General features: G+C 68.9%; 26 protein-coding genes and 1 tRNA gene. 16 read left to right on the forward strand and 11 right to left on the reverse strand.

The window, feature by feature from the left end:
- The first annotated feature begins 98 nt into the window (after positions 1–98).
- The 3 genes from AC1HFW_RS24115 to AC1HFW_RS24125 are packed head-to-tail and all read left to right on the forward strand — an operon-like array spanning position 99 to position 4,737.
- On the forward strand, positions 99–2,036 hold the full coding sequence (locus tag AC1HFW_RS24115) for a type I secretion system permease/ATPase (protein ID WP_479285392.1): 1,938 nt from the start codon (positions 99–101) through the stop codon (positions 2,034–2,036).
- A complete protein-coding gene (locus AC1HFW_RS24120; protein WP_479285393.1) occupies positions 2,033–3,385 on the forward strand; it encodes an HlyD family type I secretion periplasmic adaptor subunit in 1,353 nt (450 codons plus the stop codon). The genes AC1HFW_RS24115 and AC1HFW_RS24120 overlap by 4 nt, the downstream gene beginning before the upstream one ends.
- Positions 3,382–4,737, forward strand: a complete 1,356-nt coding sequence (locus AC1HFW_RS24125; RefSeq protein WP_479285394.1) for a TolC family outer membrane protein — start codon at positions 3,382–3,384, stop codon at positions 4,735–4,737. Before AC1HFW_RS24120 ends, AC1HFW_RS24125 begins: the two co-directional genes overlap by 4 nt.
- A gap of 17 nt (positions 4,738–4,754) precedes the next feature.
- Here AC1HFW_RS24125 and AC1HFW_RS24130 read toward each other — a convergent pair whose 3' ends face one another.
- A complete protein-coding gene (locus tag AC1HFW_RS24130) occupies positions 4,755–5,696 on the reverse strand; it encodes a LysR family transcriptional regulator (RefSeq protein WP_479285395.1) in 942 nt (313 codons plus the stop codon).
- A 92-nt stretch (positions 5,697–5,788) separates the two neighbouring features.
- Here AC1HFW_RS24130 and AC1HFW_RS24135 point away from each other — a divergent pair, with 92 nt between their 5' ends.
- The 4 genes from AC1HFW_RS24135 to AC1HFW_RS24150 all read left to right on the forward strand — a co-directional run bounded on the left by AC1HFW_RS24135 (position 5,789) and on the right by AC1HFW_RS24150 (position 9,967).
- Entirely contained in the window at positions 5,789–7,264 is a 1,476-nt protein-coding gene (locus tag AC1HFW_RS24135) for an aldehyde dehydrogenase (RefSeq protein WP_479285396.1), read from the forward strand.
- Positions 7,265–7,269: 5 nt separating this feature from the next.
- On the forward strand, positions 7,270–8,301 hold the full coding sequence (locus AC1HFW_RS24140; RefSeq protein ID WP_479285397.1) for an NAD-dependent epimerase/dehydratase family protein: 1,032 nt from the start codon (positions 7,270–7,272) through the stop codon (positions 8,299–8,301).
- 107 nt (positions 8,302–8,408) lie between these two features.
- Positions 8,409–9,368, forward strand: coding sequence for a tripartite tricarboxylate transporter substrate binding protein (locus AC1HFW_RS24145; RefSeq protein WP_479285398.1), 960 nt, complete (start codon positions 8,409–8,411; stop codon positions 9,366–9,368).
- Positions 9,369–9,517: 149 nt separating this feature from the next.
- The gene (locus AC1HFW_RS24150; RefSeq protein WP_479285399.1) at positions 9,518–9,967 is read left to right on the forward strand and encodes a hypothetical protein; all 450 of its coding nucleotides are present in this window, start codon (positions 9,518–9,520) and stop codon (positions 9,965–9,967) included.
- Positions 9,968–10,034: 67 nt separating this feature from the next.
- Here the strand turns inward: AC1HFW_RS24150 and AC1HFW_RS24155 are convergent, their stop codons facing one another.
- The 4 genes from AC1HFW_RS24155 to AC1HFW_RS24170 all read right to left on the reverse strand — a co-directional run bounded on the left by AC1HFW_RS24155 (position 10,035) and on the right by AC1HFW_RS24170 (position 12,568).
- Positions 10,035–10,655, reverse strand: a complete 621-nt coding sequence (locus tag AC1HFW_RS24155) for a glutathione S-transferase family protein (RefSeq protein WP_479285400.1) — start codon at positions 10,653–10,655, stop codon at positions 10,035–10,037.
- A gap of 18 nt (positions 10,656–10,673) precedes the next feature.
- On the reverse strand, positions 10,674–11,252 hold the full coding sequence (gene ampD, locus AC1HFW_RS24160; RefSeq protein ID WP_479285401.1) for a 1,6-anhydro-N-acetylmuramyl-L-alanine amidase AmpD: 579 nt from the start codon (positions 11,250–11,252) through the stop codon (positions 10,674–10,676).
- A 205-nt stretch (positions 11,253–11,457) separates the two neighbouring features.
- Entirely contained in the window at positions 11,458–11,724 is a 267-nt protein-coding gene (locus AC1HFW_RS24165; RefSeq protein ID WP_006391540.1) for a PP0621 family protein, read from the reverse strand.
- Position 11,725: 1 nt separating this feature from the next.
- Positions 11,726–12,568 carry a cytochrome C assembly family protein gene (locus AC1HFW_RS24170; protein ID WP_035359597.1) on the reverse strand — a complete coding sequence of 281 codons (843 nt, stop codon included), beginning with the start codon at positions 12,566–12,568 and terminating at the stop codon, positions 11,726–11,728.
- Positions 12,569–12,674: 106 nt separating this feature from the next.
- Here AC1HFW_RS24170 and ffh point away from each other — a divergent pair, with 106 nt between their 5' ends.
- Positions 12,675–14,081 (forward strand): signal recognition particle protein, encoded by a 1,407-nt coding sequence (gene ffh / locus AC1HFW_RS24175; RefSeq protein ID WP_006391538.1) that lies wholly within the window; start codon positions 12,675–12,677, stop codon positions 14,079–14,081.
- A gap of 179 nt (positions 14,082–14,260) precedes the next feature.
- Here ffh and lysM read toward each other — a convergent pair whose 3' ends face one another.
- The 4 genes from lysM to trmB all read right to left on the reverse strand — a co-directional run bounded on the left by lysM (position 14,261) and on the right by trmB (position 16,937).
- Positions 14,261–14,707 (reverse strand): peptidoglycan-binding protein LysM, encoded by a 447-nt coding sequence (gene lysM / locus AC1HFW_RS24180; protein WP_006391537.1) that lies wholly within the window; start codon positions 14,705–14,707, stop codon positions 14,261–14,263.
- A gap of 307 nt (positions 14,708–15,014) precedes the next feature.
- Positions 15,015–15,215 (reverse strand): sulfur carrier protein ThiS, encoded by a 201-nt coding sequence (gene thiS, locus AC1HFW_RS24185; RefSeq protein WP_006391536.1) that lies wholly within the window; start codon positions 15,213–15,215, stop codon positions 15,015–15,017.
- 10 nt (positions 15,216–15,225) lie between these two features.
- Positions 15,226–16,167: a prolyl aminopeptidase gene (gene pip / locus AC1HFW_RS24190; RefSeq protein ID WP_006391535.1), complete on the reverse strand. Its 942-nt coding sequence runs from the start codon at positions 16,165–16,167 to the stop codon at positions 15,226–15,228.
- The gene (trmB, locus tag AC1HFW_RS24195; RefSeq protein WP_479285402.1) at positions 16,167–16,937 is read right to left on the reverse strand and encodes a tRNA (guanosine(46)-N7)-methyltransferase TrmB; all 771 of its coding nucleotides are present in this window, start codon (positions 16,935–16,937) and stop codon (positions 16,167–16,169) included. Before trmB ends, pip begins: the two co-directional genes overlap by 1 nt.
- 179 nt (positions 16,938–17,116) lie before the next feature.
- On the opposite strand from trmB, the gene AC1HFW_RS24200 reads away from it, so the two are divergent.
- From AC1HFW_RS24200 to AC1HFW_RS24220, 5 genes are all read left to right on the forward strand, one after another.
- Positions 17,117–18,028, forward strand: a complete 912-nt coding sequence (locus tag AC1HFW_RS24200) for a LysR family transcriptional regulator (RefSeq protein ID WP_006391533.1) — start codon at positions 17,117–17,119, stop codon at positions 18,026–18,028.
- Positions 18,029–18,185: 157 nt separating this feature from the next.
- Positions 18,186–19,379, forward strand: a complete 1,194-nt coding sequence (locus AC1HFW_RS24205) for a CaiB/BaiF CoA transferase family protein (protein WP_116521099.1) — start codon at positions 18,186–18,188, stop codon at positions 19,377–19,379.
- A gap of 40 nt (positions 19,380–19,419) precedes the next feature.
- On the forward strand, positions 19,420–20,382 hold the full coding sequence (locus AC1HFW_RS24210) for a hydroxymethylglutaryl-CoA lyase (RefSeq protein ID WP_479285403.1): 963 nt from the start codon (positions 19,420–19,422) through the stop codon (positions 20,380–20,382).
- A 64-nt stretch (positions 20,383–20,446) separates the two neighbouring features.
- Positions 20,447–21,433 carry a Bug family tripartite tricarboxylate transporter substrate binding protein gene (locus AC1HFW_RS24215; protein WP_479285404.1) on the forward strand — a complete coding sequence of 329 codons (987 nt, stop codon included), beginning with the start codon at positions 20,447–20,449 and terminating at the stop codon, positions 21,431–21,433.
- A gap of 79 nt (positions 21,434–21,512) precedes the next feature.
- Positions 21,513–21,586: transfer RNA gene (locus AC1HFW_RS24220), tRNA-Gly, on the forward strand.
- Between the two features lies 1 nt (position 21,587).
- Here AC1HFW_RS24220 and AC1HFW_RS24225 read toward each other — a convergent pair.
- Positions 21,588–22,208 (reverse strand): TetR/AcrR family transcriptional regulator, encoded by a 621-nt coding sequence (locus AC1HFW_RS24225; protein WP_479285405.1) that lies wholly within the window; start codon positions 22,206–22,208, stop codon positions 21,588–21,590.
- Between the two features lie 108 nt (positions 22,209–22,316).
- On the opposite strand from AC1HFW_RS24225, the gene AC1HFW_RS24230 reads away from it, so the two are divergent.
- From AC1HFW_RS24230 to AC1HFW_RS24240, 3 genes are all read left to right on the forward strand, one after another.
- Positions 22,317–23,777 carry an amidase gene (locus AC1HFW_RS24230; RefSeq protein WP_479285406.1) on the forward strand — a complete coding sequence of 487 codons (1,461 nt, stop codon included), beginning with the start codon at positions 22,317–22,319 and terminating at the stop codon, positions 23,775–23,777.
- 52 nt (positions 23,778–23,829) lie between these two features.
- Positions 23,830–24,885 (forward strand): DUF72 domain-containing protein, encoded by a 1,056-nt coding sequence (locus tag AC1HFW_RS24235; protein WP_479285407.1) that lies wholly within the window; start codon positions 23,830–23,832, stop codon positions 24,883–24,885.
- A 79-nt stretch (positions 24,886–24,964) separates the two neighbouring features.
- Positions 24,965–26,011, forward strand: coding sequence for an RNA methyltransferase (locus tag AC1HFW_RS24240; RefSeq protein ID WP_061073205.1), 1,047 nt, complete (start codon positions 24,965–24,967; stop codon positions 26,009–26,011).
- Between the two features lie 22 nt (positions 26,012–26,033).
- Here the strand turns inward: AC1HFW_RS24240 and AC1HFW_RS24245 are convergent, their stop codons facing one another.
- On the reverse strand, positions 26,034–26,408 hold the full coding sequence (locus tag AC1HFW_RS24245) for a hypothetical protein (RefSeq protein ID WP_479285408.1): 375 nt from the start codon (positions 26,406–26,408) through the stop codon (positions 26,034–26,036).
- Positions 26,409–26,412 lie beyond the last annotated feature (4 nt).

The following is a 26,412-nucleotide window of genomic DNA, read 5'->3' on the forward strand; positions in this document are numbered from 1 at the left end:
CGGGGCCACGGTCGCGGCGGGCCTATCCCGTCGCGACCGTCTTTTTGTTTATTCATTCCGCAACTCCCAGCCTTCCAGCCGGACAAGGACACACCACCATGCAGCAAGACCAGAAGCGCGCGGGCGCGGCACCGGAAGGGGGCGCGCTGGAGATCAAATCGCTGCTGGGGCGCTTTCGCACGGGCTGGGTCAGCGTGGCGGCCTTCAGCGTCGCCGCCAATCTGCTGATGCTGGCGCCGTCGCTCTACATGCTGCAGGTATACGACCGCGTGCTGGCGTCCGGCAACGTCTTTACGCTGGTCATGTTGAGCCTGATGATCGTCGGGCTGCTGGCGTTGATGGGCGCGCTGGACTACGCGCGCAGCGCCGTCATCATCCAGATCGGCGCGCGCTTTGACGCGGCGCTGGCGGGGCGCGTGCATGAGGCGGCGTTCCAGCGCGGCCTGGCTGGCGTGCCGGCCAACGCGGGGCAGGCGGTCAGCGACCTGAACACGGTGCGCCAGTTCCTGACCGGCAGCGCGGTGTTCGCGTTCTTCGATGCGCCCTGGTTTCCGTTGTTCCTGTTGGTGATGTTCCTGTTCCATCCGTGGGTGGGGACGCTGGCGTTGGCGGGCGCGGTGGCGCTGGTGGCATTGGCGTGGCTCAACGAGCAGGTGTCGCGCAAGTTGCTGGCCGAAGCGGGCGGGTTGTCGGTGCGGGCCGGGGTGGAGGCCGACGGCCAGTTGCGCAATGCCGAGGCGATCCAGGCCATGGGCATGTTGGCGCGGCTGCGGGCGCGCTGGCAGCGGCTGCACGTGGGTTACGTGCGGCGCCAGGGGCTGGCCAGCCGCCGCTCGGCGATGATCGCCAGCATGTCGAAGACGGTGCGCCTGGCGCTGCAATCACTGGTGCTGGGTCTGGGCGCATGGCTGGTGCTGCAAAGCCATGTCAGCGCCGGCATGATGATCGCCGGATCGATCCTGATGGGGCGGGTGCTCAGTCCCATCGACCAGGTGATCGGCGCGTGGCGGCAATGGACCGGCACGCGGCTGGCGTGGCGGCGCTTGCAGACGTTGCTGGAGACGTATCCCGGGCAGCCCGCCGGCCTGACGCTGCCCGAGCCGACGGGCGCCTTGCGCCTGGAGGGCGCGACGGTCACGCCGCCCGGCGCGGCGCAGCCAACGCTGGTGAACGTGTCGCTGGCGTTGGAGCCGGGGCAGGTGCTGGGCGTCATCGGGCCGTCGGGCGCGGGCAAGTCGACGCTGGCGCGTCTGGTGGCCGGCGTGTGGCCGGCGCGGCTGGGCGCGGTGCGGCTGGATGGCGCCGACCTGCGGCAGTGGGAACGCACGCGGCTGGGAGAATGGCTGGGCTATGTGCCGCAGGACGTCGAGCTGTTCTCGGGGACGGTGGCCGAGAACATCGCCCGTTTTCCCGATCCGGACAGCGACTGCGAGGAACTGGCGCGGCGTGTCATCGAGGCCGCGCGTTTGGCCGGGGCGCACGACATGATCCTGGCCCTGCCGCGTGGCTACGACACGCTGCTCGGCGCCGGCGGCCAGGGTCTGTCGGGCGGCCAGCGCCAGCGCATCGCGTTGGCGCGCGCGCTGTATGGCACGCCGCGCCTGGTGGTGCTGGACGAGCCCAATGCCAGCCTGGATGATGCCGGCGAACAAGCCTTGCTGGATGCCCTGGGGCGATTGCGCGAGATCGGCGCGACGGTGGTGTTGGTGACGCACCGGCCCAAGGTGCTGGCGGCCACGACCCATCTGCTGTTGCTGCGTGACGGGCGCGCGCAACGCTTTGGCGCGACCAGTGAGGTGCTGCGGCCGCCGCCGGCAGGGGCGACCGGGGCGGAGGGCGCGGCGGCACCGCGGCCGGCCACGTTCGACGCGAAGGCGGCTCCGGGCCAAGCAGCGCAGACGCCCGGCATGGCGGGCGCGACAGGGGCCGGCGGCGCGGTGCCCGCGTCGTCGGTGCGGACGCCGGCATCCGTGGCGCAGGTGTATCCGCTGGCGGGCGGGGCGTTTCCTGGGCAGTTTTCCGGAGGCAAGGCATGACAGGGCGCGCCGAAGGCAATCGCGTGGTGGTGTTGCGGCCCGAGCGCGACACCGGTGAATCCAATGCGGTCGATCCGATCGAAAGCGGCGGGTGGTCGGCGCGGTTTGGCTGGTGGGTGCTGGTCCTGGGCTTTGGCGGTTTTCTGGCCTGGGCCGCGTGGGCGCCGCTGGACAATGGCGTGGCGATGCCGGGCATCGTGGTGGTGACCGGCGAACGGCAGGCGGTGGACAGTATCGAAGGCGGCGTGGTCAGCGCCTTGCTGGTGGCCGAGGGCGATGCGGTGCAAGCCGGCCAGGCCCTGGTGCGGCTGGACGACACGCGGGTGCGCGGCGAGGCGCGGAGCCTGCACGCACAGCTGGCGGCCGTGAGCGCCCGCGAGGCCCGCTTGCTGGCCGAGCGCGATGGCCGTGAGGCGCTGGCGTCTCCTGGCGCGGATTCGGATGCCGAGGCCATGACCGCCCTTGAAATGGAACGCCAACTATTCGCCAGTCGCCGCGCGGCGCTGGCGGGTGAGCTGGCCGGCATCCAGGCCACGTTGTCGGGCAGCCGCGCCCTGGCCAGCGGCCTGGATGCGACGCTGGCGCACAAGCGCGCGCAGCGCGCCTTGCTGCGCGAGCAGTTGGGCAGCCTGCGCGACCTGGCGCGCGAAGGCTACGTGCCGCGCAACCGGGTGCTGGAACTGGAACGGTCCTTGGCGCAGCTGGACGGCGACATGGCGACGGAAACGGGCACGCTGGGCCAGACCCGGCAGCAGATCGCCGAGCTGGCCGTGCGCGCGCAGCAGCGGCAAGATGCTTTCCAGCGTGAAGTGCGCAGCGATCTGGCGGAAACCCGGGTGCAGCGCGAACAGTTGACGCAGAAGCTGGCCGCGGCGCAGTTCGACCTGGCGCACAGCGAGATCCGCGCACCGGCCAGTGGCACGGTGGTCGCGCTGGCAATCCATACGGTGGGCGGCGTGGTGCAGCCGGGTTCGCTGCTGATGGAGATCGTGCCGCGGGACCAGCCGCTGGTGGTGGAAGGGCGTCTGCCGGTGGAATCCATCGACAAGGTGCATGCCGGCTTGCCGGTGGAGCTGATGTTCACGGCGTTCGATGCCAGCCGCACGCCGCGCCTGGAGGGGGCGGTGACGCTGGTGTCCGCTGACCGATTCGAGGATGAGCGCAGCGGACGGCCTTACTACCGCCTGCGGGCAAATGTGGCGCCGGGGCAGTTGCGCCGCATCGGCGATGCGCCGCTGCAGGCGGGCATGCCGGTGGAGGTGTTCGTGCGCACGGGCGAGCGTTCGCTGTTGAACTATCTGTTCAAGCCGCTGCTCGATCGCGCGCGGCTGGCGTGGGGGGATGCATGAGCCGCTGGTCGAGGTTGCGCGTGGCATGGGCGCTGGCGTGGGTGATGTTGCTGCCGGCGGGCGCGGTCGCGCAAGTGCTGGATTTTCGGCAGGCTTATGCGATGGCGTTGTCGTCCGATCCCACCTGGCAAGCGGCGCGTGCACGCGAGCGCGCCGACGCCGAGGAACTGGCGCTGGGCCGCAGCGGCCTGTTGCCGAACCTGAGCTATCACTACAACCGTGCCCGCAATGACACCACTTCCCGCCAGCAGAGCCGCTGGGGCACGTTCGAGCAACGCTCGCGCTATGCCAGTCATGCCTCGGGCTTTACGCTCAGCCAGCCGTTGTTCGACGCGGCGGCGTTCGCGCAGTACCGGGCCGGCCGCGAACGCGCGGAGGCCGCGGGGCTGACCTTGGCGCGCGCCCGGCAGGCGCTGGCGGTGCGCGTGTTGCAGGCCTACACGGCCGTGCTTGCCGCGCAGCGGGCGTTGGCCCTGACGCAGGCGCAGGGCCGTTCGCTGCAAGAGGATGCGCGCCGCAGCGCGCGCTTCGTGGCCGCGGGGCAGGGTACGCGTACCGACCAGCTTGAGATCGAGGCGCGCTCCGGCGTGGTCCAGGCACAGGAGATCGAGGCGCAGGACCAGTTGCGCGATGCGCGCAACGCTTTGGGCGCCATGGTCGGGCCGGCGCTGGCGGATCGGCCGCTGGCGCAGGTGGATCTGGCCGGGTTGGGCAGGCTGGCGGTGGACGAGCATGATCTGGCGGGATGGCGCACGCTGGCGCTGGATGGCAATCCGGAAATCCAGGCGCAGCGCCATTTGGTGCAGGCCAGCCGCCAGCGCTACGAAGCGGCCCGGGCCGGCCACCTGCCGACCGCGCGTCTATATGCCCGCAAGCAGTTGACCAATTCCAACGGCGAGAACCAGATCGGCCAACACTACGACACCGGTTCCATCGGTATCGAGGTCAGCATTCCGTTGTATTCGGGCGGAAGGACCTCGGCGGCCAGCGGGCAGGCCCTGGCCGAGCAGGAGGAAGCGCAGCACAAATTGCAGGCCGCCACCTGGACGCTGCTCGATGACCTGGAGCGGCAGTTCCGCACGTTCGCCAGCAGCGGCCAGCGTATCGCTGCCTACCAGCAGGCGGCCGATGCCGCCGGCTTGCGCGTGCGGGCCACACGGCGCAGCGTGGAGGGCGGCGAGCGTACCAATCTGGATGTGCTGGATGCGCAGCGGCAGCGCTTCGAGGCGCTGCGCGACCTGGACCGCGCCCGCTATGACCACCTGCTGGCGTGGCTGGCGCTGCGCTGGCAGGCGGGCGTGCTGGACGATGCGGATGTGGCGCGCGTTGGGGCGTTGTTCGTGGCGGGGTGAGGCGGGCTTGCCGCGGATTACTTCAATGGTGGCAATGGCAGCAGCCGCTGCGAGATCGCCTGCATGGCGGTCGCCAGCTGCGTCGCCAGCGCCTGCGCGGCTGGCGAGAGCGAGCGGTCGCGCCGGTGCAACAGGCCGATGGCGCGGCGGGCCGAGGCATCGCACAGCGGCGCGGCGCGCAGGCCGGCCAGGTTCAATTCCGGCAGTGCCAGGCGCGGCAATACGCTCACGCCCAGGCCCTGCCGCACCATGCCGGCGGCGGTGCCCATGTTGGTGACGTCGTAGCGCAGGGCGGTGGCCGGCGCGCCGGTTTCCTCGCGCACCGCGCGGTCGAACTGCTGGCGCGCATTGGAGCCCTGCGACAGCAGGATCAGGTCGTAACGCAGCACGTCGCGCCAATGCAGCGGACCGCGTTTCCTGTCCAGGCGGTGGCCTTCGGGGTAGATGGCGCAGAAGCAGTCCTCGGCCAGCGGCGCGAACGACAGGTCCGGCGCCGGCTCGGCCAGCGCGCCGACGGCGAATTCGATCTGGTTGGTGCGCAGCATGGCCACCAGTTCGTCGTTGTGGGCCTCGACCACCCGCACCTTCAGCGCCGGATGCAGTTGGCGCAGCGCGCCGACCGCCACCGGTAGCAACGCCAGCGCGGTGGAGGGCAGGGCGCCCAGCGTCACGTTGCCGCGCCGCACCGCCGCCAGGTCGGCCAGGCCGCGATAGGCTTCTTCCAGGTCGGCGATCGGGCGCTGCACGCGGGCATAGAAATCCTGCCCGGCCGAGGTCAGGCTGATGCTGCGGGTGGTGCGCTCGAACAACCGCAGGCCCAGCACGTCTTCCAGGTCCTGGATCAGCGCGGTGAACGAGGGCTGCGTCACGCCCAGCTGACTGGCGGCGTGGGTGAACGAACCGGTATCCACCGCCAGCAGAAAGGCCTTGAGCGGCCGGTACTTGATATTCATAGCCATGAGCTAAGAATATAAGAAAAATATCGAATTGTGCCTAATAGTCGTGCGGCCGATGATGCGTCTACCGAAGACCTCTGGATTGCCCGACCCTTATGCACGCATCGAGCCACAAGCCCTTCCGGCTGGGCGCCGAATGGCGCCACAGCCAGGACGGCGACGCCGTCATCACCTCCATCAATCCGGCCGACGGCAGCGTTGCCGGCATCGTCACGCGGGCCCTGCCGCGCGATGTGGATAGCGCCGTCGCCATCGCCTGGGACGCGTTCCAGCGCCAGCCGTGGCGCAAGCTGCGTCCCGACCAGCGCGCCACCACGCTGTACGAGATCGGCCGCCGCCTGGCCGCCGAGCGCGAACCGCTGGCGCGGCTGCAGATGCAGGACAGCGGCAAGCCGTGGAAGGAATGCCTGAACATGGTCGACAGCGCGGCCGGGCATTTCCGCTACTACGCCGCCGTCTGCGAGACCTGGCAGAACGAAGTCACGTCGCCGCGCGGCGAATACTTCTCGCTGGCGCTGGCCGAGCCGTTCGGCGTGATCGCCGCCATCACGCCGTGGAATTCGCCCATCATGAACGAGGCGCAGAAGGCCGCGCCGGCGCTGGCGGCCGGCAACGCGGTGCTGCTCAAGCCGTCCGAGGAAACCCCCCAGCTTGCGCTGGAACTGGCCCGCATCTGCGCCGAGGCCGGCCTGCCCGAAGGGTTGCTGACGGTGCTGCCCGGCCACGGCGAGGACGTCGGCGCCGCGCTGGTCAAGCATCCCGGCGTGCGCATGGTGTCGTTCACCGGCGGCACCGAGACCGGCCGCGCCATTGGCGGCATCGCCGGGCAGCGGCTGATTCCGGTGGGCCTGGAGCTGGGCGGCAAGTCGCCGCATATCGTGTTCGACGACGCCGACCTGGACCGCGCCGTGGCCGGCGTGGTGTCGGGCATCTTCGGCTCGGCGGGCCAGAGCTGTGTGGCGGGTTCGCGCCTGTTCGTGCAGAAGTCCGTTTATGGCCGCTTCATGGAAGCGCTGGTGGACCGTACGCGCCAGGTGCGGGTGGGCTTGCCCGACGACCCGGCCACGCAGATGGGGCCGCTGGTGTCGCGCGCGCATCGCGACAAGGTCGCCGGCTATGTCGATATCGGCCGCGCCGAAGGTGGCCGCGTGCTGGTCGGCGGCGCCGCGCCGGACCGCGCCGAACTGGCCAACGGCTGGTTCTACCTGCCCACCGTGATCGACGGGCTGGGCAATGGCGCGCGCGTCTGCCAGGAGGAGATCTTCGGCCCGGTGCTGGTGGCGCTGCCATTCGAAGACGAGGAAGACGTGATCCGGCAGGCCAACGACACGCCCTTCGGCCTGGCCGCCGGCATGTGGACCGGCGACTACGCCCGCGCCTGGCGCGTGGCGCGCGAGATCGAGGCGGGCTCGGTCTGGATCAACACCTACAAGCAATCGCATATCGCCACGCCGTTCGGCGGCTTCAAGGCCAGCGGCATCGGCCGCGAGAAGGGCCTGCACGGCCTGCGCCTGTACAGCCAGGTCAAGAGCCTGTACTGGGGCATGCACAATCAACCGATGGGACTGTGAAACACATGACGACCGACAAGAAAAGCGCGGCGCTGCCGCTGGCCGATGCCCGCATCCTGATCGCCGGCGCCGCCAGCCTGGTGGGCTCGCACACCGCCGACGCGCTGCTGGCCGCCGGCGTGCGCGAAGTGATCCTGCTGGACAACTTCGCCTTCGGCACGCCCGAGGCCATCGCCCACCTGCAAGGCAACCCGCGCGTGAAAGTGGTGCGCGGCGACCTGATGCGCCTGCCGGACCTGCTGGCCGCCACCGAGGGCGTGGACGGCGTGCTGCACCTGGCGGCCTACATGACGCTGGGTTTCGCGCAGACGCCGTGGCAGGCGGTGGACGTTAACATCCGCGGCGCGCAGAACATGCTGGAAGCCTGCCGCGCCAACAAGGTGAAGAAGATCGTGTTCGCGTCTTCCAACGCGGTCTACGGCTATGGCAGCGGCATCGCCGGCGCGCTGGTCGAGAACGGCCCGTTCCATTCCGTCGGCGCGCCGCCCGCGGCGATCCTGTACGGCGCGTCCAAGATCATGGGCGAGCAGTTGTGCCGGCAGTATTACCAGAAGGCGGGGCTGGACTACGTGGTGCTGCGTTATTCCACCGTCTATGGCGAGCGCCAGCACTACCGCGCAGCCAATTCGCTCTACATCATGGAAACCTACGACCGTGTGCGCCAGGGCGAGCGCCCGGTGTTGCCGGGCGACGGCACCGACACCAAGCACTTCGTGCATGTCTCGGACGTGGCGCGCGCCAACGTCGCCGCGTTCCAGAGTGACGCCACCGACGTGGCCGTGAACGTGTCCGGCCCCGCGCCCATCACCACCGGCGAACTGGTGCGGCTGGTGCTGGACTACTGCAACAGCGATCTGGAACCGGAGATCCGGCCGGATCCCCCTGGCACCGTGCGCCTGACCTCGGGCGGCGCCTTCCACATCCCGCACGATCTGGCGGGACAACAGATCGGCTGGCAGCCGCAGGTAGGCATGGCCGAAGGCGTGACGCGCCTGCTGGCATGGCGCGAGGCGCAGGAAGGAGGCAAGGGCGGCTAGGGAAAAGTTTGACCCGGGGCGGCCGTCGTAGCCTTCCCGCATGATGGGCCGGCATGTCCGGCCCATCACAACGCATAACAACAGCAGTACCCCAACAGGAGACAACCATGTTCTTTACACGCAAGGCGGCCGCTCGCGCCGCGCTGTCCGTGGCCGCGCTGTGCGCCGCGTGGCCGGCCTGGGCCTGGCCTGACCATCCCATCGAGCTGGTGGTGGGCTTCGCGCCCGGGTGCGGCACCGACCTGACCGCCCGTTCGCTGGCGGTGTTCCTGGAAAAGGAGCTGGGCACCACCATCGTGGTGCAGAACAAGCCGGGCGCATCCAGCGCCATTGCGCTGTCGTACGTGGCGCGCGCCAAGCCCGATGGCTATACGTTGGCCATGACCAATATGCCCGGGCTGGTGTCGTTGCCGATCGAACGCAAGGCCGGCTTCACCACCGGCGACTTCACCTATCTCGCCAACCTGGTGCGCGACCCGAGCGCTTTCAGCGTCGCGGCCGACAGTCCATACCAAACGCTGGATGCCCTGATCAAGGCGGCGCGCGAGAAACCGGGTGCGATCAGCTACGGCTCGACCGGCGTTGGCACCGACGACCACCTGGCGCTGGTGCTGTTCCAGAACCTGACCGGCACCAAGCTAAATCACGTGCCGTACAACGGCGCGGGGCCCTTGCGCAGTTCGGTGTTGGGCGGACACACGGTGATCGGCGGCCTGAACCTGGGGGAAGTCATGCCTTACCACGGCAAGAACATGCGCGTGCTGGCGCAAGCCAGCGAGGCGCGTTCGCCGCTGGGGCCGGACGTGCCGACCTTCAAGGAACTGGGCGTGAACCTGGTGTTCGCGTCGGAGCGCGGCATCGTCGCGCCCAAGGGGCTGCCCGCCGACGTCGCGGAAAAACTGCGGCAGGCCCTGGGCAAGGTCGCCGCCAATCCGGAGTTCCAGGCCCAGATGAAGCAGCAGTTCACCGAGATGGATTATCTCGATGGGCCGCAGTGGCAGGAACGCTTAAAGCAGGATGACGGAAGGTTGCGGAAGATCTGGGCGAGCACGCCTTGGGTGGAGTAGGGAGCTGGACGCTGTTGCCGCGATGGTGGCGGCATGCTCCGGATCGCGCGACGCGGGCTTGAGTATGAGAGTTGGTCTGAATCGCGGCGGATTTTTACTGTAAATCGCGGCTCAACCGTCTATGTCTATAGACGGTCGCCCGCGTGCTCATGGGCGGCTATTGGTTGATCTGCGATCAGGAACCTTTCAACCTCGAGCACTACTACCCGGCCTATCTTGGGGGATATGGGGGGCTGCGGATCGAGCCGGACCTGCTCGATTTTTCAAACCTGGATGGTGACCTGAATACCGAGGGACGTCAGGCCATGCGGTTTATCGGCACAGGAAAGTTCACCGGGCATGCCGGAGAACTCCGGTATGTGACCGAGGACCATCACGGACTGGATTGGCCCGTCATTCATGATGACGAAAGCGGTTCGTGGCGGGCGTCCACAGTAAGCCTGGAGGGAGACAGAACCGGCGATGGGATCGCGGACTTCTTCATCGAATATACGAACTACGCCGATCTTTCCACGCCGAGCGGATACGGATACATGATGGCCGACTTGATCGGCAGTAATTATCCCTATCTCGACAGTGAGAATTTCTTCTTCGGCTAAATCAAAATATGCCCCGGATGCGGGGGACTGAAGGCGTGCAGTTGCATGCCTCCGCCTGGCGGGGCTGCTATTCCAACGGCAACGTCAACACGCCCTGCGGCGCCGGCCGCATCATCACGCGGCGGTACCACGCCGACAGCGCCGGCGTGTCCGGCCGCTCGATCGGCAGCGCCAGCCAGCGGTGCGCGGAGCACACCAGGGCGATGTCGCCCATGGTCAGGTGGCGGCCGGCGATGAATTCGCGGCCTTGCAGGGCCTGATCCAGAATCTGGGCGCGGGCATTGCTGCGCTTGACCGACAGGTCGATGGCGGCGTGGTCGCGCTTGGCCTCGGGCGTGCGGATCAGGCCCAGGAAGGCGGGGCCCATGGCGCCTTGCCATTCGGTGGTCTGCCAGTCCATCCAGCGGTCGGCGTCGGCGCGCAGGCAGACGTCCTCGGGCCAGAGCGTGCCGGCGCCGTAGCGCGCGGCCAGGTAGCGCACGATGGCGTTCGATTCCCACAGCACGAAGCCGCCGTCGTCGATGGCGGGCACGGTGCGGTTGGGGTTGATCTTGGCGTACTCGGGCGTGTCGACCACGCCGAACGGGCCGCCGGCCTCGATGAAGGTGTGCGGCAGCGCCAGTTCGCGCACCGCCAGCATCACTTTCTGCACGTTGACGGACGTCAGCCGTCCCCAGATCTTCAACATAACCGGTCCTTGTAAGGGTCAGGCGGGCGGCAACTGCCGCCGCGCAAAGCCGCTGTCGCGCCCGAAGCGCGTCCAGTTGAAAGCGGGCCCCGGGTCGGTCTTGCGGCCGGGGGCGATGTGTTCGTGGCCCCAGGCGGCCGCCAGGGGGTAGCGCGTGCGCAGCACTGGCGTCAGCCGGCGCAGCGCCGTGTACTGCTCGTCAGTGTAGGGCAGGGTATCGGTGCCTTCCAGCTCGATGCCGATGGAAAAGTCGTTGCAGCGCTCGCGGCCGGCGAAGCGCGAGACGCCGGCATGCCAGGCGCGGGCGTCAGTGGAGACGAACTGCACGATGCGGCCGTCGCGGCGGATGAAGAAGTGGGCCGACACGCGCAGGCCGCGCAGGCGTTCCAGCCAGGGGTGCGAGGCGTAGTCCAGCGTGTTCAGGAACAGGCCGGCCACCTCGGGGCCGCCGAATTGCCCGGGCGGCAAGCTGATGTTGTGCAACACCAGCAGCGATACCTGCGCATCGCGGGGACGCGCGTCGCAATTGGGGGAGGGCAGGCGGGCAACACCCGGGGCCGGCGCCAGCCAGCCATGTCGATCCAGAAGCAGGGGCATGGGAGGAAAGCAGGTTGGTATCCAACATGCATTATGCCGTGCGAGCAAAAAGGGGACAAATAAGAGCGCGGTGCTGTCGGCGACCTGCCATTCGCCTGCGGCGGGCCGGACGCCCCTGGCGGGCGGGCCAGCCAATCCGGGCCGGCCCGTCGTTTGGGCCAGCCTTTTGCGCTGTGACGTTCAGGCCAGCTTTTTGGCCGGTCTTTTATTTCGCGGCGGGCCCCAGCCGGGCGTGTTCCTGGCTGCACCAGGTCTGGCCGCCCTGCAGCAGGGCTTCCGAGCGCGGCAGGTGGATGCCGCAGTGGGCGCAGCGGACCATGGCTTCCGGGGCGCGGGCGGCGGGTTGGCCGGCCTTGCCCTGGGGGCGGCCGCCCGCGGGGCCTTCCTGGCGGGCGGCGGCCATGCGGCCGGCGATGCGCGCCACGAACAGCACGCCGATGATGATGACGATCCAGAACAGCAGCTTGCCCACGTCAGCCTCGATGCAGAATGACTTCCAGCACGAACCGGCTGCCGGTGTAGGCCAGGATCAGGAAACCGAACCCGGTCAGGGTCCAGCGCAGCGCCACGCGGCCGCGCCAGCCCCAGATGTGGCGGCCGGCCAGCAGGACGCCGAACGTGAGCCAGGACAGCAGGGTGAAGACGGTCTTGTGGTCGAACGGCAGGATCTGGCCGGTGAGCTTCATGGAGGCGATCGAGCCCGAGCCGACGGCCAGGGTCAGCACCACGAAGCCGATCCAGATGATGCGGAACAGCAGCTGTTCCTGGACCAGCAGCGGCGGCTGCGAATCCAGCACGCGGCCGACGATGCTGCGCTCGGCGGGGGCGTCCAGCGGACGGTGCAGGTGGCGGTCGAGCAGGGCCATCATCATCGCGTGCAGGGCGGCGATGGTGATCAGGCCGTAGGCGGCCAGGGCGATCAGCAGGTGGACGCGCAGCCAGGCGTTGTCGGCGTGGGGCACGAACTGGCCCTGGGGGAACAGGGCGGCCAGGCCGCTGGCCAGGGTGGCGGCCGGCAGCAGCAGCAATTGCAGGCCGTCGATGCGCACCAGCAGGCTTTCGAGCCAGAAGACGACCATGCCGAGCCAGATGGCGGCCGACAGGGCCAGCGCCCACCCGATGAACAGGTGCGTGGCCCCCAGCATGGATTGTTGCAGCCCGATTCCATGGAGAACCAGGGCTCCCAGCAGGCACAGACGGGCGATCTTGCCCGTTTGTTCGACTTCCCCGGCGCCCGCCAGGCGGATCCAGAGGGATCCCCCCAGCACGGCGTACGCCAAGGCGGCCGCTGTGTGAAATACAATGCCTAGTGACATAGAAACCGTTGTCTGGATGGGGCCTGGGGGCGCATGCCGCCCGACAGTGCGGAATCCGCGCCTGCGGCCACCGTTCAATCAACTAGTTTAAGCGGAAACGCCTCTCATGCTCGATAACCTAACTCAACGCCTGTCGCGCGTCGTCAAGACGCTGCGCGGCGAAGCCCGCCTGACCGAGGCCAACACCCAGGAAATGCTGCGCGAAGTGCGCATGGCCCTGCTGGAAGCCGACGTGGCGCTGCCCGTGGTGCGCGATTTCGTCGCCCGGGTCAAGGAAAAGGCGCTGGGCGAAGAAGTCTCCAGCAGCCTCAGCCCCGGCCAGGCCCTGGTGGGCGTGGTCCACAAGGAACTGACCGCCCTCATGGGCGGCGACCTGGGCGCCGATTCTGGCGAACTGTCGCTGGCGGTGCAGCCGCCCGCCGTGATCCTGATGGCCGGCCTGCAGGGCGCCGGTAAAACCACCACCACCGGCAAGCTGGCCCGCTGGCTGAGCGAAGGCCAGCACACCCAGCACGGCCGCAAGACCGGCAAGAAAAAAGTGCTGGTGGTGTCCGCCGACGTCTACCGTCCGGCCGCTATCGACCAGTTGAAGAGCGTGGCGGCGCAGGTCGGCGTCGATTTCCTGCCGTCCGATCCCAGCCAGAAGCCCGAGGACATCGCCCGCAATGCGGTCGACCACGCCCGCCGCCACCACTACGACGTGCTGATCCTGGACACGGCCGGCCGCCTGGGCATCGACGAGGCCATGATGCGCGAGATCCGCGCGCTGCATGACCTGGTCAAGCCGATCGAAACGCTGTTCGTGGTCGACGCCATGCAGGGCCAGGACGCGGTCAATACCGCCCGGGCCTTCGCCGAGGCGCTGCCGCTGACCGGCGTGGTGCTGACCAAGCTGGACGGCGACGCCCGCGGCGGCGCGGCCCTGTCGGTGCGCCACGTCACCGGCAAGCCGCTGAAGTTCGTCGGCGTCTCGGAAAAGCTGGATGGCCTGGAGCCGTTCTACCCCGAGCGCATGGCGCAGCGCGTGCTGGGCATGGGCGACATCGTCTCGCTGGTTGAGCAGGCCCAGAAGAACATCGACATCGCCGAGGCCCAGAAGCTGGCGGCCAAGATCAAGTCGGGCAACAAGTTCGACCTGAATGACTTCCGCGACCAGCTCGGCCAGGTCAAGAAGCTGGGCGACATGGGCTCGCTGCTGGAAAAGCTGCCGGCCCAGTTCCAGCAGGCCGCCGGCCAGTTGCAAGGCGGCCAGGCGGAAAAGCAGCTGCGCCGCACCGAGGGCATCCTGAACTCCATGACGGCCGCCGAGCGCGCCAAGCCGGAGCTCATCAAGGCCTCGCGCAAGCGCCGCATCGCGGCAGGTTCGGGCGTGCCGGTGCAGGAGGTCAACCGCCTGCTGGCCCAGTTCGAGCAGATGCAGGGCATGATGAAGCAGATGAAGAAGGGCGGCATGGCCAAGATGATGCGCGCCATGGGCGGCATGAAGGGCATGGGCCGCTTCATGAAGGGCTGACCGGCGCGCGGGCGCCCGGCGGCAGGGCCCGTCCCTCGGGCCTGCCGATGAGCGCCGGCTCTTGCTCAGGAATCGGCATCAAAAAAATGGCCAGGCATTGCGCCTGGCCAAATCATCGCGGCAGGCAGGGGGTTCTGCGCCGCGATACGGGCCCGTGAGGGCCCATTCTGTTCGGTTGCCTACGACAGGGGCGGGATGCGCAGCACCTGGCCCGGATAGATCTTGTCGGGGCTGGTCAGCATCGGCTTGTTGGCCTCGAAGATCAGGGTGTTCTTGGCGCCCTGGCCCTTGCCGTATTGCGCCTCGGCGATCTTCCACAGGTTGTCGCCCTTCTGCACCGTGTACATCTTGGCTTCGGGCGCGGCCTGCTTGACCTTCAACTGATTGTCCACCGCGGCCACGCCGACGGTGTTGCCCAGCGCCAGCGCGATTTTCTCGGCGGCTTCGGTGTTGGCGGCTTCGCCCGTCACCGTGATCTTGTCGCCATCGACCGAGATCTGCAGGCCATCGGCGTTCAGGCCGTGCTTGTCGAGTTCCTTCTTCAGTTCGTCCGGCGTGGCCGCCTTGGCTTCGCTGGCACCGAAGAGCTTTTCTCCAACGTCCTTGATGAAATTGAGCAGACCCATCGTGTTTCCTTTATCTATGTTGCGGTGAGAGAAAGAGCGATGCATGTCAGGGCGCGGGGCCCCTGGACTTCTGCGCACGATGCCGGCAATGGCGTGGCCCCGCGGCGGGCGGGGCGGTAGCGTTCAAGCCTGCCTGCCGGGCCAGGCCCGGGCGCGCCGGCACCAACGATTATGACTCGCCGCGTCGCCGCCAGAGAGGGGTAATCGTGTAACAGGTTGCTAGCCATCCGTCAGGATGATGAAAAAAAGGGCTGCATTGCTGCAGCCCTTTTTATGGGTGGCGATCGTGGCGTCCTGGCGGAGCCGCTCAGCCGCCGCCCACCGCGACCACGATCTCGACCTGGTCGCCGTCGGTCAGCGCGGTCTGCGCGTGCTGGCTCTTGGGCACGATCTCGCCGTTGCGTTCCACCGCCACGCGCTTGCCGGCGTAGCCGAGCGTTTCGAGCAGTTCGTTCACCGTGGTGTCCAGCGGGAATTCACGGGCGTCGCCGTTCAGGGTGATGTGCATGTCGGTCTCCTCAGCGTTTGGCGTAGGCGTCGGTGGCGGCGATCAGGCGCGCCAGCGTGCCGGGTTCGTCGAAGGCGTGGCCCGCGTCGGGCACGATGTGGAATTCGGCCTCGGGCCAGGCGCGATGCAGGTCCCAGGCGGTGCGCGCCGGGGTGCAGGCGTCGTAGCGGCCCTGCACGATGGTGCCGGGGATGTCGCGCAGCTTGTGGGCGTCGCGGATCAGCTGGCCTTCTTCCATGAAGCCGGCGTTGACGAAGTAGTGGTTCTCGATGCGGGCGAAGGCCAGCGCGGCGCGGTCGGCGGCGTGGCTCTGCTGGTGGCGCGGGCTGGGCAGCAGCGTGATGGTGCTGTCTTCCCATTTGCTCCAGGCCTTGGCGGCGCGCAGTTGCTCGGCGGGATCATTGCCCGTCAGGCGCTTGTGATAGGCCGTGACCAGGTCGCCGCGCTCGGCTTGCGGGATGGGGGCCAGGTATTCTTCCCAGCGATCGGGGAACAGCCACGACGCGCCTTCCTGGTAGAACCACTGGACCTCGGCGTGGCGCAGCGTGAAGATGCCGCGCACCACCAGTTCGCTGACGTGCTGCGGATGGGTCTCGGCATAGGCCAGCGCCAGCGTCGAACCCCACGAGCCGCCGAACACCAGCCACTGGTCCGCGCCCATGATCTCGGTGCGCAGGCGCTCGATGTCGGCCACCAGGTGCCAGGTGGTGTTGTTGTCCAGGCTGGCGTGCGGCGTCGAGCGGCCGCAGCCGCGCTGGTCGAACAGCAGCACGTTGTAGCGCTGCGGATCGAACAGCTGGCGATGCACGGGCGAGCAGCCGCTGCCGGGGCCGCCGTGCAGGAACACCGCCGGCTTGCCCTGCGGGTTGCCGCACATTTCCCAATAGACCTGGTGGCCGTCGCCGGTCTCCAGCATGCCGTGGCGGTAGGGTTCGATCGCGGGGTAGAGCATCAGGCGACTCGCTTGAAGATCAGGTCCCAGACGCCGTGGCCCAACCGCAGGCCGCGCGTCTCGAATTTGGTCAGGGGGCGGTAGTCGGGGCGCGGCGCGTAGCCGTCCGACGTGTTCTTCAGTTGCGGCTCGTTGCCCAGCACGTCGAGCATCTGCACCGCGTAGTCTTCCCAGTCGGTGGCGCAATGGATGTAGCCGCCCGGCGCGATGCGGCTGGCCAGCAGCGCGATGAACGGCGGCTGCACCAGGCGGCGCTTGTGGTGGCGCTTCTTGGGCCACGGGTCGGGGAAGTAGATGTGCACGCCGGCCAGCGAATCCGGCGCGATCATGTCGCGCACGACCTCGACCGCGTCATGCTGGATGATGCGCAGGTTGGGAATGCTGGAGTCTTCGATGCGGCGCAGCAGCGAGCCCACGCCGGCGTTGAACACTTCCACGCCCAGGAAGTTGTCGCCCGGACGCGCCAGTGCGATCTTCTCGGTGGTCTCGCCCATGCCGAAACCGATTTCCAGCACCGTCGGCGCTTCGCGGCCGAAGGCGGTGGCCGGATCCAGGCGCTTGGCGGCGTAGGGAATCGACCACTTGCCCAGCAGCTGTTCCAGCGCGGCCAGCTGGCCCTGGGTGATGTGGCCGCGGCGGTGGACGAAGCTGCGGATGTGGGTGGCGCCCGGACTGTTGGGGGCGTGCGCGGTGCTGGCCAGCGCGGCCTCGGTCTGGGGGGAAACCGACGCGGGCGCGTCGGGGTTGCCGGGTGTTGCGGGGGTGTTCACGGGCGGATTCGCAGAGCTGTTCGTTGTCATAGGCGGGATTGTAGTGGCAGCCCCGCCGGGCTGCAGTCCGCCTCGGGGATTAAATGGGGACTTATCGCTGGCGCCCGGCCCGGACGGGGGGCGGGAGGCCCGCGCGCTATAGTGCAGCCGCGGCGTCCGCCTGGCGCCGCCTGCCCGCCATGAATATCGCCCGCATCGACCTCGTCACGCTCTCGCTTTTCGTCTCGGTGGCCCGCCAGGGCAGCATCTCGGCCGGCGCGCGCGCGTCCCACCTGGCGGTGGGGGCGGCCAGCAAGCGCATCTCGGACCTGGAAGCCGCGCTGGACACCCAGCTGCTCTACCGCAACGCGGCCGGCGTCGAACTGACCGAGGCGGGCCAGGCCTGCCTGGTCCATGCCCTGCGAGTGCTGCAGGAAGTCGAGCAGATGGCCGGCACCCTGTCCGACTATGCCCGGGGGGTGCGCGGGCAGGTGCGCATCGCCGCCAATACCTCGTCGCTGACCCAGTTCCTGCCGGAAGACCTGGCCTCCTTCATGGAGGCGCACCCGGCCGTGCGCATCGACCTGGAAGAGCAGAACAGCAGCGACATCGTCACCGCCGTGCTGGAGAACCGCGCCGACATCGGCGTGTTCGCCGACCGCACTCCGGCGGCGGGGCTGGCCACCGTGCCGTACCGGCTCGACGAGCTGGTGCTGATCGTGCCGCAGCGCCATCCGCTGGCGCGCCAGGCCAGCGTGGCGTTCGCCGACACCCTGGCCTACGACTACGTCGGCCTGCCGCCCGCGACCTCGCTGGCGACCCGCCTGGCCGACGAGAGCGGCCGGCTGGGGCGCGACATGCGGCTGCGCATCCAGGTGCGCAGCTTCGACGCCATCTGCCGCATGGTGGCCGCCACGCGCGGGGTCGGCATCCTGCCGCGCCTGGCGGCCGAACCGCATGCGCGCTCCATGCCCATTCGCCTGATTCCGCTGGCCGACGACTGGGCGCGCCGCTGGCTGCTGCTGGGCGTGCGCGATGCCGATGCGCTGCCGGTGGCGGCGCGGCTGCTGCTGGCGCATCTGCGCGACGTCCAGGAGCCGCCCGCGGCCTGAGGCGGCGCGACGGCGTGCCGCGGTTTCCGCCGCGGCGTGGCGCATCAAGGGGCTTTCTCGATCCGGGAATGCCCCCTTCCCGAATCGTCCATTCCGCCGCCGCGGCCGATGGCGCACACTGCCCGCCATCATCGGTTGGATGCGCCCGGGAGGCGACATGGCAGGGCAGATACTCGCCGGCATACGCGTGCTGGAACTGGGACAACTCATCGCGGGGCCGTTCGCCGCCAAGACGCTGGCGGATTTCGGCGCGCAGGTCGTCAAGATCGAACCGCCGGGGCAGGGCGACCCGCTGCGCAAATGGCGCCTGCTGCACGAGGGCACCTCGGTGTGGTGGGAAGCGCAGTCGCGCAACAAGCAATCCGTCTGCGTCGACCTGCGCCAGCCCGAGGGCCAGGACATCGTGCGCCAGCTCGCGGCCGAGGCCGACGTGCTGATCGAGAACTTCCGCCCCGGCACGCTGGAGAAGTGGGGCCTGTCGTGGGAGACGCTGCACGCGCTGAACCCGCGCCTGATCATGCTGCGCATTTCCGGCTATGGCCAGACCGGTCCCAAGGCGCGCGAGCCGGGCTTTGCCGCCATCGGCGAAGCCATGGCCGGCCTGCGCTACCTGAATGGCGAGCCCGGCCGCGCGCCGGTGCGCGCCGGCCTGTCGCTGGGTGACACCATCGCCGGCCTGCATGGCGCGCTGGGCGTGCTGCTGGCGCTGTACCAGCGCGACGCCCGTGGCGGCCAGGGCCAGGTCATCGACGCCGCGCTGTACGAGAGCCTGTTCAACCTGAGCGAAAGCCTGCTGCCGGAATACTCGGTGTTCGGCGCCGTGCGTGAGCCGGCCGGCGCGTCGCTGCCCGGCATCGCGCCGTCCAATGCCTATCCGTGCCGTGACGGCTATGTGCTGATCGCGGGCAATGGCGACGCCATCTACACCCGCCTGATGGCCCGCATCGGCCGCGACGACCTGGGCCGCGATCCCGACCTGGCGCACAACGACGGCCGCGCCCGCCGCGTCGCCGAGATCGACCAGGCCATCGGCGCCTGGACCGGCGAGCGTGCCATCGACGAGGTGTTGCAGGCGATGCGCGAGGCCGACGTGCCGTCGGGCCGCATCTATTCGGTCGCCGACATCGCCCACGATCCGCACTATCAGGCGCGCGGCGCCATCACGCGCCTGGAGGCCGCCAGCGGCATCGCGGTGGACATGCCGGCGGTGTTTCCGTGCCTGTCGGCCAACCCCGGCGCGGTGCGCGAGCGCGCGCCGACGCTGGGCGAGCACACCGACGCGGTGCTGGAGGCGGCGGGGCTGAGCGCGGAGCAACGCGAGGCGCTGCGGGCGCGCGGCGTGATCGCATGACCCCTTTCAATTTCCGCTGCCCGGCAGCGAGGATGCACCCATGAATACCGGTTCCCCCGTCCTGGAGATCAACGAGGTCGGCCCGCGCGATGGCTTGCAGATCGAAGCGCGCATGGTGCCCACCGAAGACAAGATCGCCTTCATCGACGCGCTGTCCGATTGCGGCTTCGCCCGCATCGAGGTCACCAGCTTCACCTCGCCCAAGGCGATTCCGGCGCTGGCCGACGCGGGCGCCGTGATGCAGGGCATCCTCCGCCGGCCTGGCGTGATCTATACCGCGCTGGTGCCGAACATCCGCGGCCTGGAGCGGGCGCTGGAAGCCGGCGTCGATGAGATGAACCTGGTCATGTCGTGCAGCGAGACGCACAACCGCGCCAACCTGCGCATGACCCGCCAGCAATCGTTCGACGAACTCAGCCAGGTGCTGGCCGCCGCCGAGCGCGCCGGGGCGCCCTGCAATGTCTCGCTGTCGACCGCGTTCGGCTGTCCGTTCGATGGCGACGTGCCCGCGGCGCAGGTGCTGGACCTGGCCGCCCGCCTGGTCGACGCCGGCGCCCGCGGCATCACGCTGTGCGACACCACCGGCATGGCCTATCCCAGCCAGGTGGGCGAGCTGTGCGCGCTGGCCGCGCAACGCTTGCCGGGCATCGCGCTGACCGTCCATCTGCACAATACGCGCGGCATGGCGCTGGCCAACGCCGTCACCGCCTGGCAGGCCGGCATCACCCGCTTCGACGCCGCCGCCGGCGGCCTGGGCGGCTGCCCGTACGCGCCGGGCGCCAGTGGCAACGTCAACACCGAGGAACTGGTCCACATGTTCGAGTGCATGGGCGTGAAGACGGGCGTGTCCCTCGACGCGCTGCTCGCCATCCTGCGCGGCCTGCCGGGGCTGGTCGGCCGCGAGCTGCCCATGGCGCTGTTGCGCGCCGGCCCGCGGCTGGCCGTGCATGCGCCGCCCGCCTGGCTGGCGGAGCGCTTCGGGCCGGCGCCCGACGCCGCATAGGCTTTTGCTTTACACCACGCGCCCGCCCTCGGGCGCTTCATAAAAACAGCAAGGAGACAACCGCATGACCCCCTTCCGTTCCCTTCCCGCGCTACGCGCCTGCGCCGTCGCGCTGGGCCTGACCACCGCCGCCGCCGCCCAGGCGCAGGCGGATTTTCCCAATCGCCCGGTCACGCTGATCGTGTCGGCCGCGCCCGGCGGCACCACCGACATCGCCGCCCGGCTCATCGCGCAGCCCTTGGGCGCGGCGCTGGGACAGAGCGTCGTCGTCGAAAACAAGCCGGGCGGCTCCGGCGGCATCGCCGCCCAGGCCGTCGCGCGCGCCAAGCCCGATGGCTACACCCTGCTGCTGCAGTATTCGGGCTTCCAGGTCATCACCCCGCACGTCACGCCGACGTCCGGCTGGGATCCGATCAAGGACTTCGCGCCGGTCGCCAATGTGTTGTCCGCGCCCCAGGTGGTGGTGGTGCGGCCGGACCTGCCGATCAAGTCCCTGAAGGACCTGGTCGCCTACGCCAAGGCCAATCCCGGCAAGCTCAACTACGCCTCGTCCGGCAACGGTTCGTTGCAGCAGGTCGCGACCGAGCTGCTCAACCAGATGGCCGGCACGCAGATCACCCACATCCCCTACAAGGGCACCGGCCCCGCGCTGAACGACCTGCTGGGCGGCGCCGTCGACATGACCATCACCACGCCGCCGCCGCTGCTCGGCCAGATCGCCGCGGGCAAGCTGCGCGCGCTGGCCGTCACCGGCAACACGCGCCTGGCGTCGCTGCCGGACGTGCCCACCGCCGCCGAGGCCGGCTATCCCGGCCTGATCGTCTCGTCCTGGTTCGCCATGTACGCGCCCAGGGACACGCCCGCGCCGGTGGTGGACAAGATCGCCGGTGAAATCCAGAAGATCATGCAGACCGAGGCCTTCCGCCAGAAAGCGGCCGAGCAGGGCGCCGAGGCGGAATTCATGGGGCCGAAGGCGCTGGGCGACTACACCCAGGCCGAGCTGGACCGCTGGGGCAAGGTGGTGAAAGCGGCGGGTATCACGGCGAACTGATGGGGGCGGCCTGGGGTGGAAAAACCCAGGCTATAATCTTCGCCTCTGCCCGGGTCTTGCGCCGGGGCACGACACCCGAGCGGGTGTAGTTCAATGGTAGAACGGCAGCTTCCCAAGCTTCATACGAGGGTTCGATTCCCTTCACCCGCTCCATTCACCGACGCCCAACCGTAGCCTGCCGCGCGATGACGGCATCGACGATCCGCCGCAACTGCCGGTCGGTGTCGCGGATTGAGCGGTTCTGCGCGGACACCTGCGCGCCCTCGAATATGAACGTGAGTTCGCTCGCCGTGTCTTCCGGCGACGCCAGGCCCGCCTGCTCGCACAGGCTGGCCAGCCGCCGCCATTGCCGCGCCTTGTGTTCCTCGATCAGTTTGCGACCGGGATGTTCCGGGTCGGGCAGCTCCGCGATCGAGTTGATGAACGCGCAGCCACGGTGCGACCAGGCTCGCGCTTCGTCCGAAAAATAAGTGACCCATCCAAGGATCTGCGCGCGGGGATCGTCCGGATGCGCGGCCTCGATGGCATCGAGCGCGCGCCAGTAGTCGTCGATCACCTGGCGCAGCCATTCGGTCACCAGCACATCCTTTGATTGGAAATGGCGATAGATCGCCATCTTCGTCGTGTTGCCGCGGGCGGCGATGGCATCGACGCCGGTCGCCCGGATGCCATCGTTGTAGAACAGCTCGCCGGCCGCCGCGAGCACGCGTTCGCGCGGCGCGGGAGTGGGGGCGGGCACGGCCTCGTTCTGCTTGTCGCTCTGTTTTCTTGTCATGGGTTATTGACGGCGATACCGATCGGTATCATCATTCGGATTCCGTTGATACTGATCAGTATCACTCAGTGGCGATTCTATGCCACCCCTGGTCGATAGGAAACAGTAATGAAGCTCTCAGAGTACGTGCAATACGACGCGGTCGGGCTTGGCGGCCTCATCGCGCAAGGCGAGGTGAGTCCGCGGGAGCTCGCCGACACGGCGCTTGGCGCGTGCGCGCGGATCAATCCGCGCATCAACGCGGTGATCGAAAGCTGGTCGCCGGACCTGGCCGACGTTGACGCCGCGCGGGACAGAAATTCGCCTCTGGCGGGCGTCCCTTTCCTGATCAAGGATGTGGGGGTCGCGATGGCCGGCCGGAAAAACGAGTTCGGCAGCCGGCTGGCGCAAGGCTTCACGGCCGCGGCCGATTCGCTGCTGATGCGGCGCTTTCGCGAGGCCGGGCTGGTGACCCTGGGGCGCACCGCCACACCCGAGTTCGCCTGGAGCGGCACGACCGAATCCACGCTGTGCGGCCCGACGCGCAACCCCTGGAATGTGGCCCACGGCGCAGGCGGATCGAGCGGCGGCGCCGCGGCGGCGGTGGCCGCCGGCATCGTGCCGTTGGCCCATGCCACCGACGCGGCCGGCTCGATCCGCATTCCCTCGGCGGCTTGCGGCGTGTTCGGGCTCAAGCCGACGCGCGGCCGCGTGTCCAATGGGCCCGGGCTGGAAGAGGCCATCAACGGCCTGGCGGCGCAGCTCGGCGTCAGCCGTTCGGTCCGTGACAGCGCCGCGCTGCTGGACGCGGTGCACGGCGCGGCCGATGGCGAACCGTATGCGATTGCGCCGCCGGTCGGCCGCTACCTGGCGCAAGTGGGCATCGAGCCCGGCAAGCTGCGCATCGGCGTCATGCCGCAGGCCTGGGGAGGCCAGCGCACCCAGGCGCGCGTCCTGGAGCGCCTCGCCGAGGCGGTGCGGCTGTGCGCCTCGCTAGACCACGAGGTCGAAGAGGCCGAGGCGCCGCTGGGCGTCAGCTGGGAGGCGTTCGTGCATGCCAGCTCGGTGCTCTGGTCCGCCAATATCGCCGCATGGATCGACGGCATCGCGGGCGCCACGGGGCGCCAGCCCGACCTGGCAACCCTGGAGCCGCAGACGCTCGCGGTCTATCGGACGGGGCGTGCGATCGGCGCCATCGAGATGCTCCATGCCCTCGATCTGCGCAATGCCGTGACCCGCGGCGTGGCGGCGTTCTTTTCGCGCTACGACCTGCTGTTGACCCCCACGCTGCCCGACCTGGCTCCGGCGTTGGGGACCTATGCCGCCGGCGCCGACACGATGGACGGCCACCAATGGACTGACCGCGTCTTCGGCAGTTCGCCGTTCACTCCGGTTTTCAATGCCGCCGGACTGCCGGCCATGTCGGTGCCGTTGTTCCAGGACGCCGCGACCGGCCTGCCGATTGGCATGCAGTTCGTTGCGCCGGCCGGCCGCGAGGATGTGCTGTTCCAGGTGGCCGGCCAGCTGGAGCGCAGCCTGCCGTGGGCGGCACGGCAGCCAGGCGAGTGGGCGTCGACGGGGAACGATTGAGCCGGCGCGATTCAAGTACCCTATAGCCCATCCCCGTGCCAGAACCCCACGTATGCAAGACGATCTTTTCGGCGATTCGCTACCCGTGCCGCCGGCCAACACGCCGGATCATGCCGCGCCTCGTGCCACTCCCGACCTTTCCGCCCTTCGCGGCATGGCCAGGGTGCTGCCCGCTCCCGCGGGGCAGGAATGGAGCGCGCTCGCGGGGCAGCTGCCGGCACAGTTGCGCTTTGGCGTCTCCACCTGGTCATACCCCGGCTGGGAAGGGCTGGTCTGGGACGGCGAATACGATTCGAGCACGCTGTCCCGGCACGGCCTGGGCGCCTACCACCGGCATCCGCTTTTGCGCACGGTTTGCGTCGACCGGACTTTCTGGCAGCCGTTGACGGCGAGCCAGTATGCCGGTTACGCGGGACAGGTCGACGATGATTTCCGTTTCGTCGTCAAATGCCCCTCCAGCATTACCGACGCCCAGGTGCGGGGCGACGAGGGCAGGACGCGCGATGCCAACCCGGTTTTCCTCGATCCGTCGCTGGCGGTCCAGGAATTCGTGCGGCCGGCGCTCGAAGGCCTGGGGGCCAAGCTCGGCGTCCTGGTGTTCCAGCTGAGTCCGCTGCCGCTGGGCTGGCTGAGTCGCTCGGCATCGCTGTTCGAGAAGCTGGGGCAGATGCTGGCGGCCGTGCGGGAGGCATTGTCCGCGCATGAGGCCGTGATCGTCGCGGTGGAAGTACGCGACCCGGAACTGTTGGGCCAGGCGATGGTGGACACGCTCAAGGCGCATGGGGCCACTTTTTGCCTGGGGCTGCATGGCAAGATGCCGCCGATCGAAGCGCAACTGCCGATGCTGCGCGCGCTGTGGCCGGGGCCGCTGGTCTGCCGCTGGAACCTGAACCGGGTTTTCGGCCCGTATGGCTATGCCGCCGCGCAGAAGAAGCATGATCCGTTCAATGCCATTCTCAGCGAGGACATCCCCACTCGCACGGTGCTGGCGCGCACGGTCCGCGGCATTACCGGCGCGGGCCAGCCGGCCTACGTGACGATCAGCAACGACGCCGAGGGCTGCGCGCCGCTGTCCATCCTGCAACTGGCCCAGGCCATCGCGGCGTAGGCGGGGCTGCGCCCGGCTCGTCATGCTGGGCATCGCGCCTGCCAGGCGCCCGTGGCGGGCGCGGTAAAATCCGCTCCCCATGCGCTATTCCGATTTCGAACAACGTCTCGCCTCCCTGGGCGCCCAGCCGGCTCATCGCGGGCGGGTCATGCGCGCCTGGTTGACCGGGCAGGCGTTCGACAGCGACACGTGGCGGCGGCGCTTCGACAACTACTTGCCGTTGGCGCTGCGCGAGGCCCTGCCCGCCCTGGCGGCGGAGCTGGACGGCCTGGCCCGTGTCCGTTCCGAGCATGCCGGCCACGACGGCTCGCGCCTGCTGGTCGATCTGGCCGACGGGCAGATGGTGGAAAGCGTGCTGCTGCCGCGCGACGGACTCTGTGTTTCCACCCAGGTTGGCTGCGCGGTCGGCTGTCGTTTCTGCATGACCGGCAAGAGCGGCCTGATCCGCCAGGTCGCCAGCATGGAAATCCTGGCGCAGGTGGTGCTGGCGCGGCGCCAGCGCGCGGTCAAGAAGGTCGTCTTCATGGGCATGGGCGAGCCGGCGCACAACCTGGACAACGTGCTCGAGGCGATCAACCTGCTCGGCACCGAAGGCAATATCGGCCACAAGAACCTGGTGTTCTCCACCGTGGGGGATGCGCGCGTGTTCGACGCGTTGCCGCGGCAACCGGTCAAGCCCGCGCTGGCGCTGTCGCTGCACACGACCCGGGCCGAGCTGCGCGAGCACCTGCTGCCGCGCGCGCCCAGGATCGCGCCGGAAGCCCTGGTGGAGCTGGGTGAAAAATACGCCCGCGACACGGGCTACCCGGTCCAGTACCAGTGGACCCTGCTCAAGGGCGTCAACGACGGCGACGACGAACTGGACGCGATCCCGCGCCTGCTCAAGGGCAAGTTCGGCGTGCTCAACGTCATTCCCTTCAACAGCCTCGAAGGCGATGACTACCAGCGCCCCGAGACCGAACGCATCCGCGAGATCGTGCGCACGCTGCATCGCCGCGGCGTGCTGACCAAGGTGCGCAACAGCGCCGGGCAGGACGTGGACGGCGGCTGTGGCCAGTTGCGGGCCCGCGCAGTGGGGGCGGAGCAGGTCGTGGCTTTGCGCCGGTCACGCAGCGCGGCCGCGTAGCGCGGTCAGGCGGGCCTCGGCGTCACCAGAATTTCCACCACGCTTTTCGGGGCGCGGCCTCTTCGGGATGCGGGATATGTTCCGGCTCCGCGCCGGGCTCGAAAACGTAAGTGCCGGTCGGGTCCGTGATGACCTGCATTTCCTGGCGGAATTGCGCCAGCTTCATGAAGAACGTCTTCGCTTCCGGGGGAATGGGCGATGAAACGCCCAGAGGCTCGTCCGGCCTCAGTGTCGCGAGCTTGATTTCGGCGCGGCCTGCAAATTCCCAGCCGGGCAGATCGCCGTCCGATGCATGCACCGGTGGAATGAATCCGATCTGCTTGAAAAGCGCCAGGGTCTGTGCCACGTCCGGCTCCGCGAACCCGGACGCATCGGCGTCATTCGTGATGTCTGCCATTGTT

The sequence above is a fragment of the Achromobacter sp. ISS7 genome, assembly GCF_056523125.1.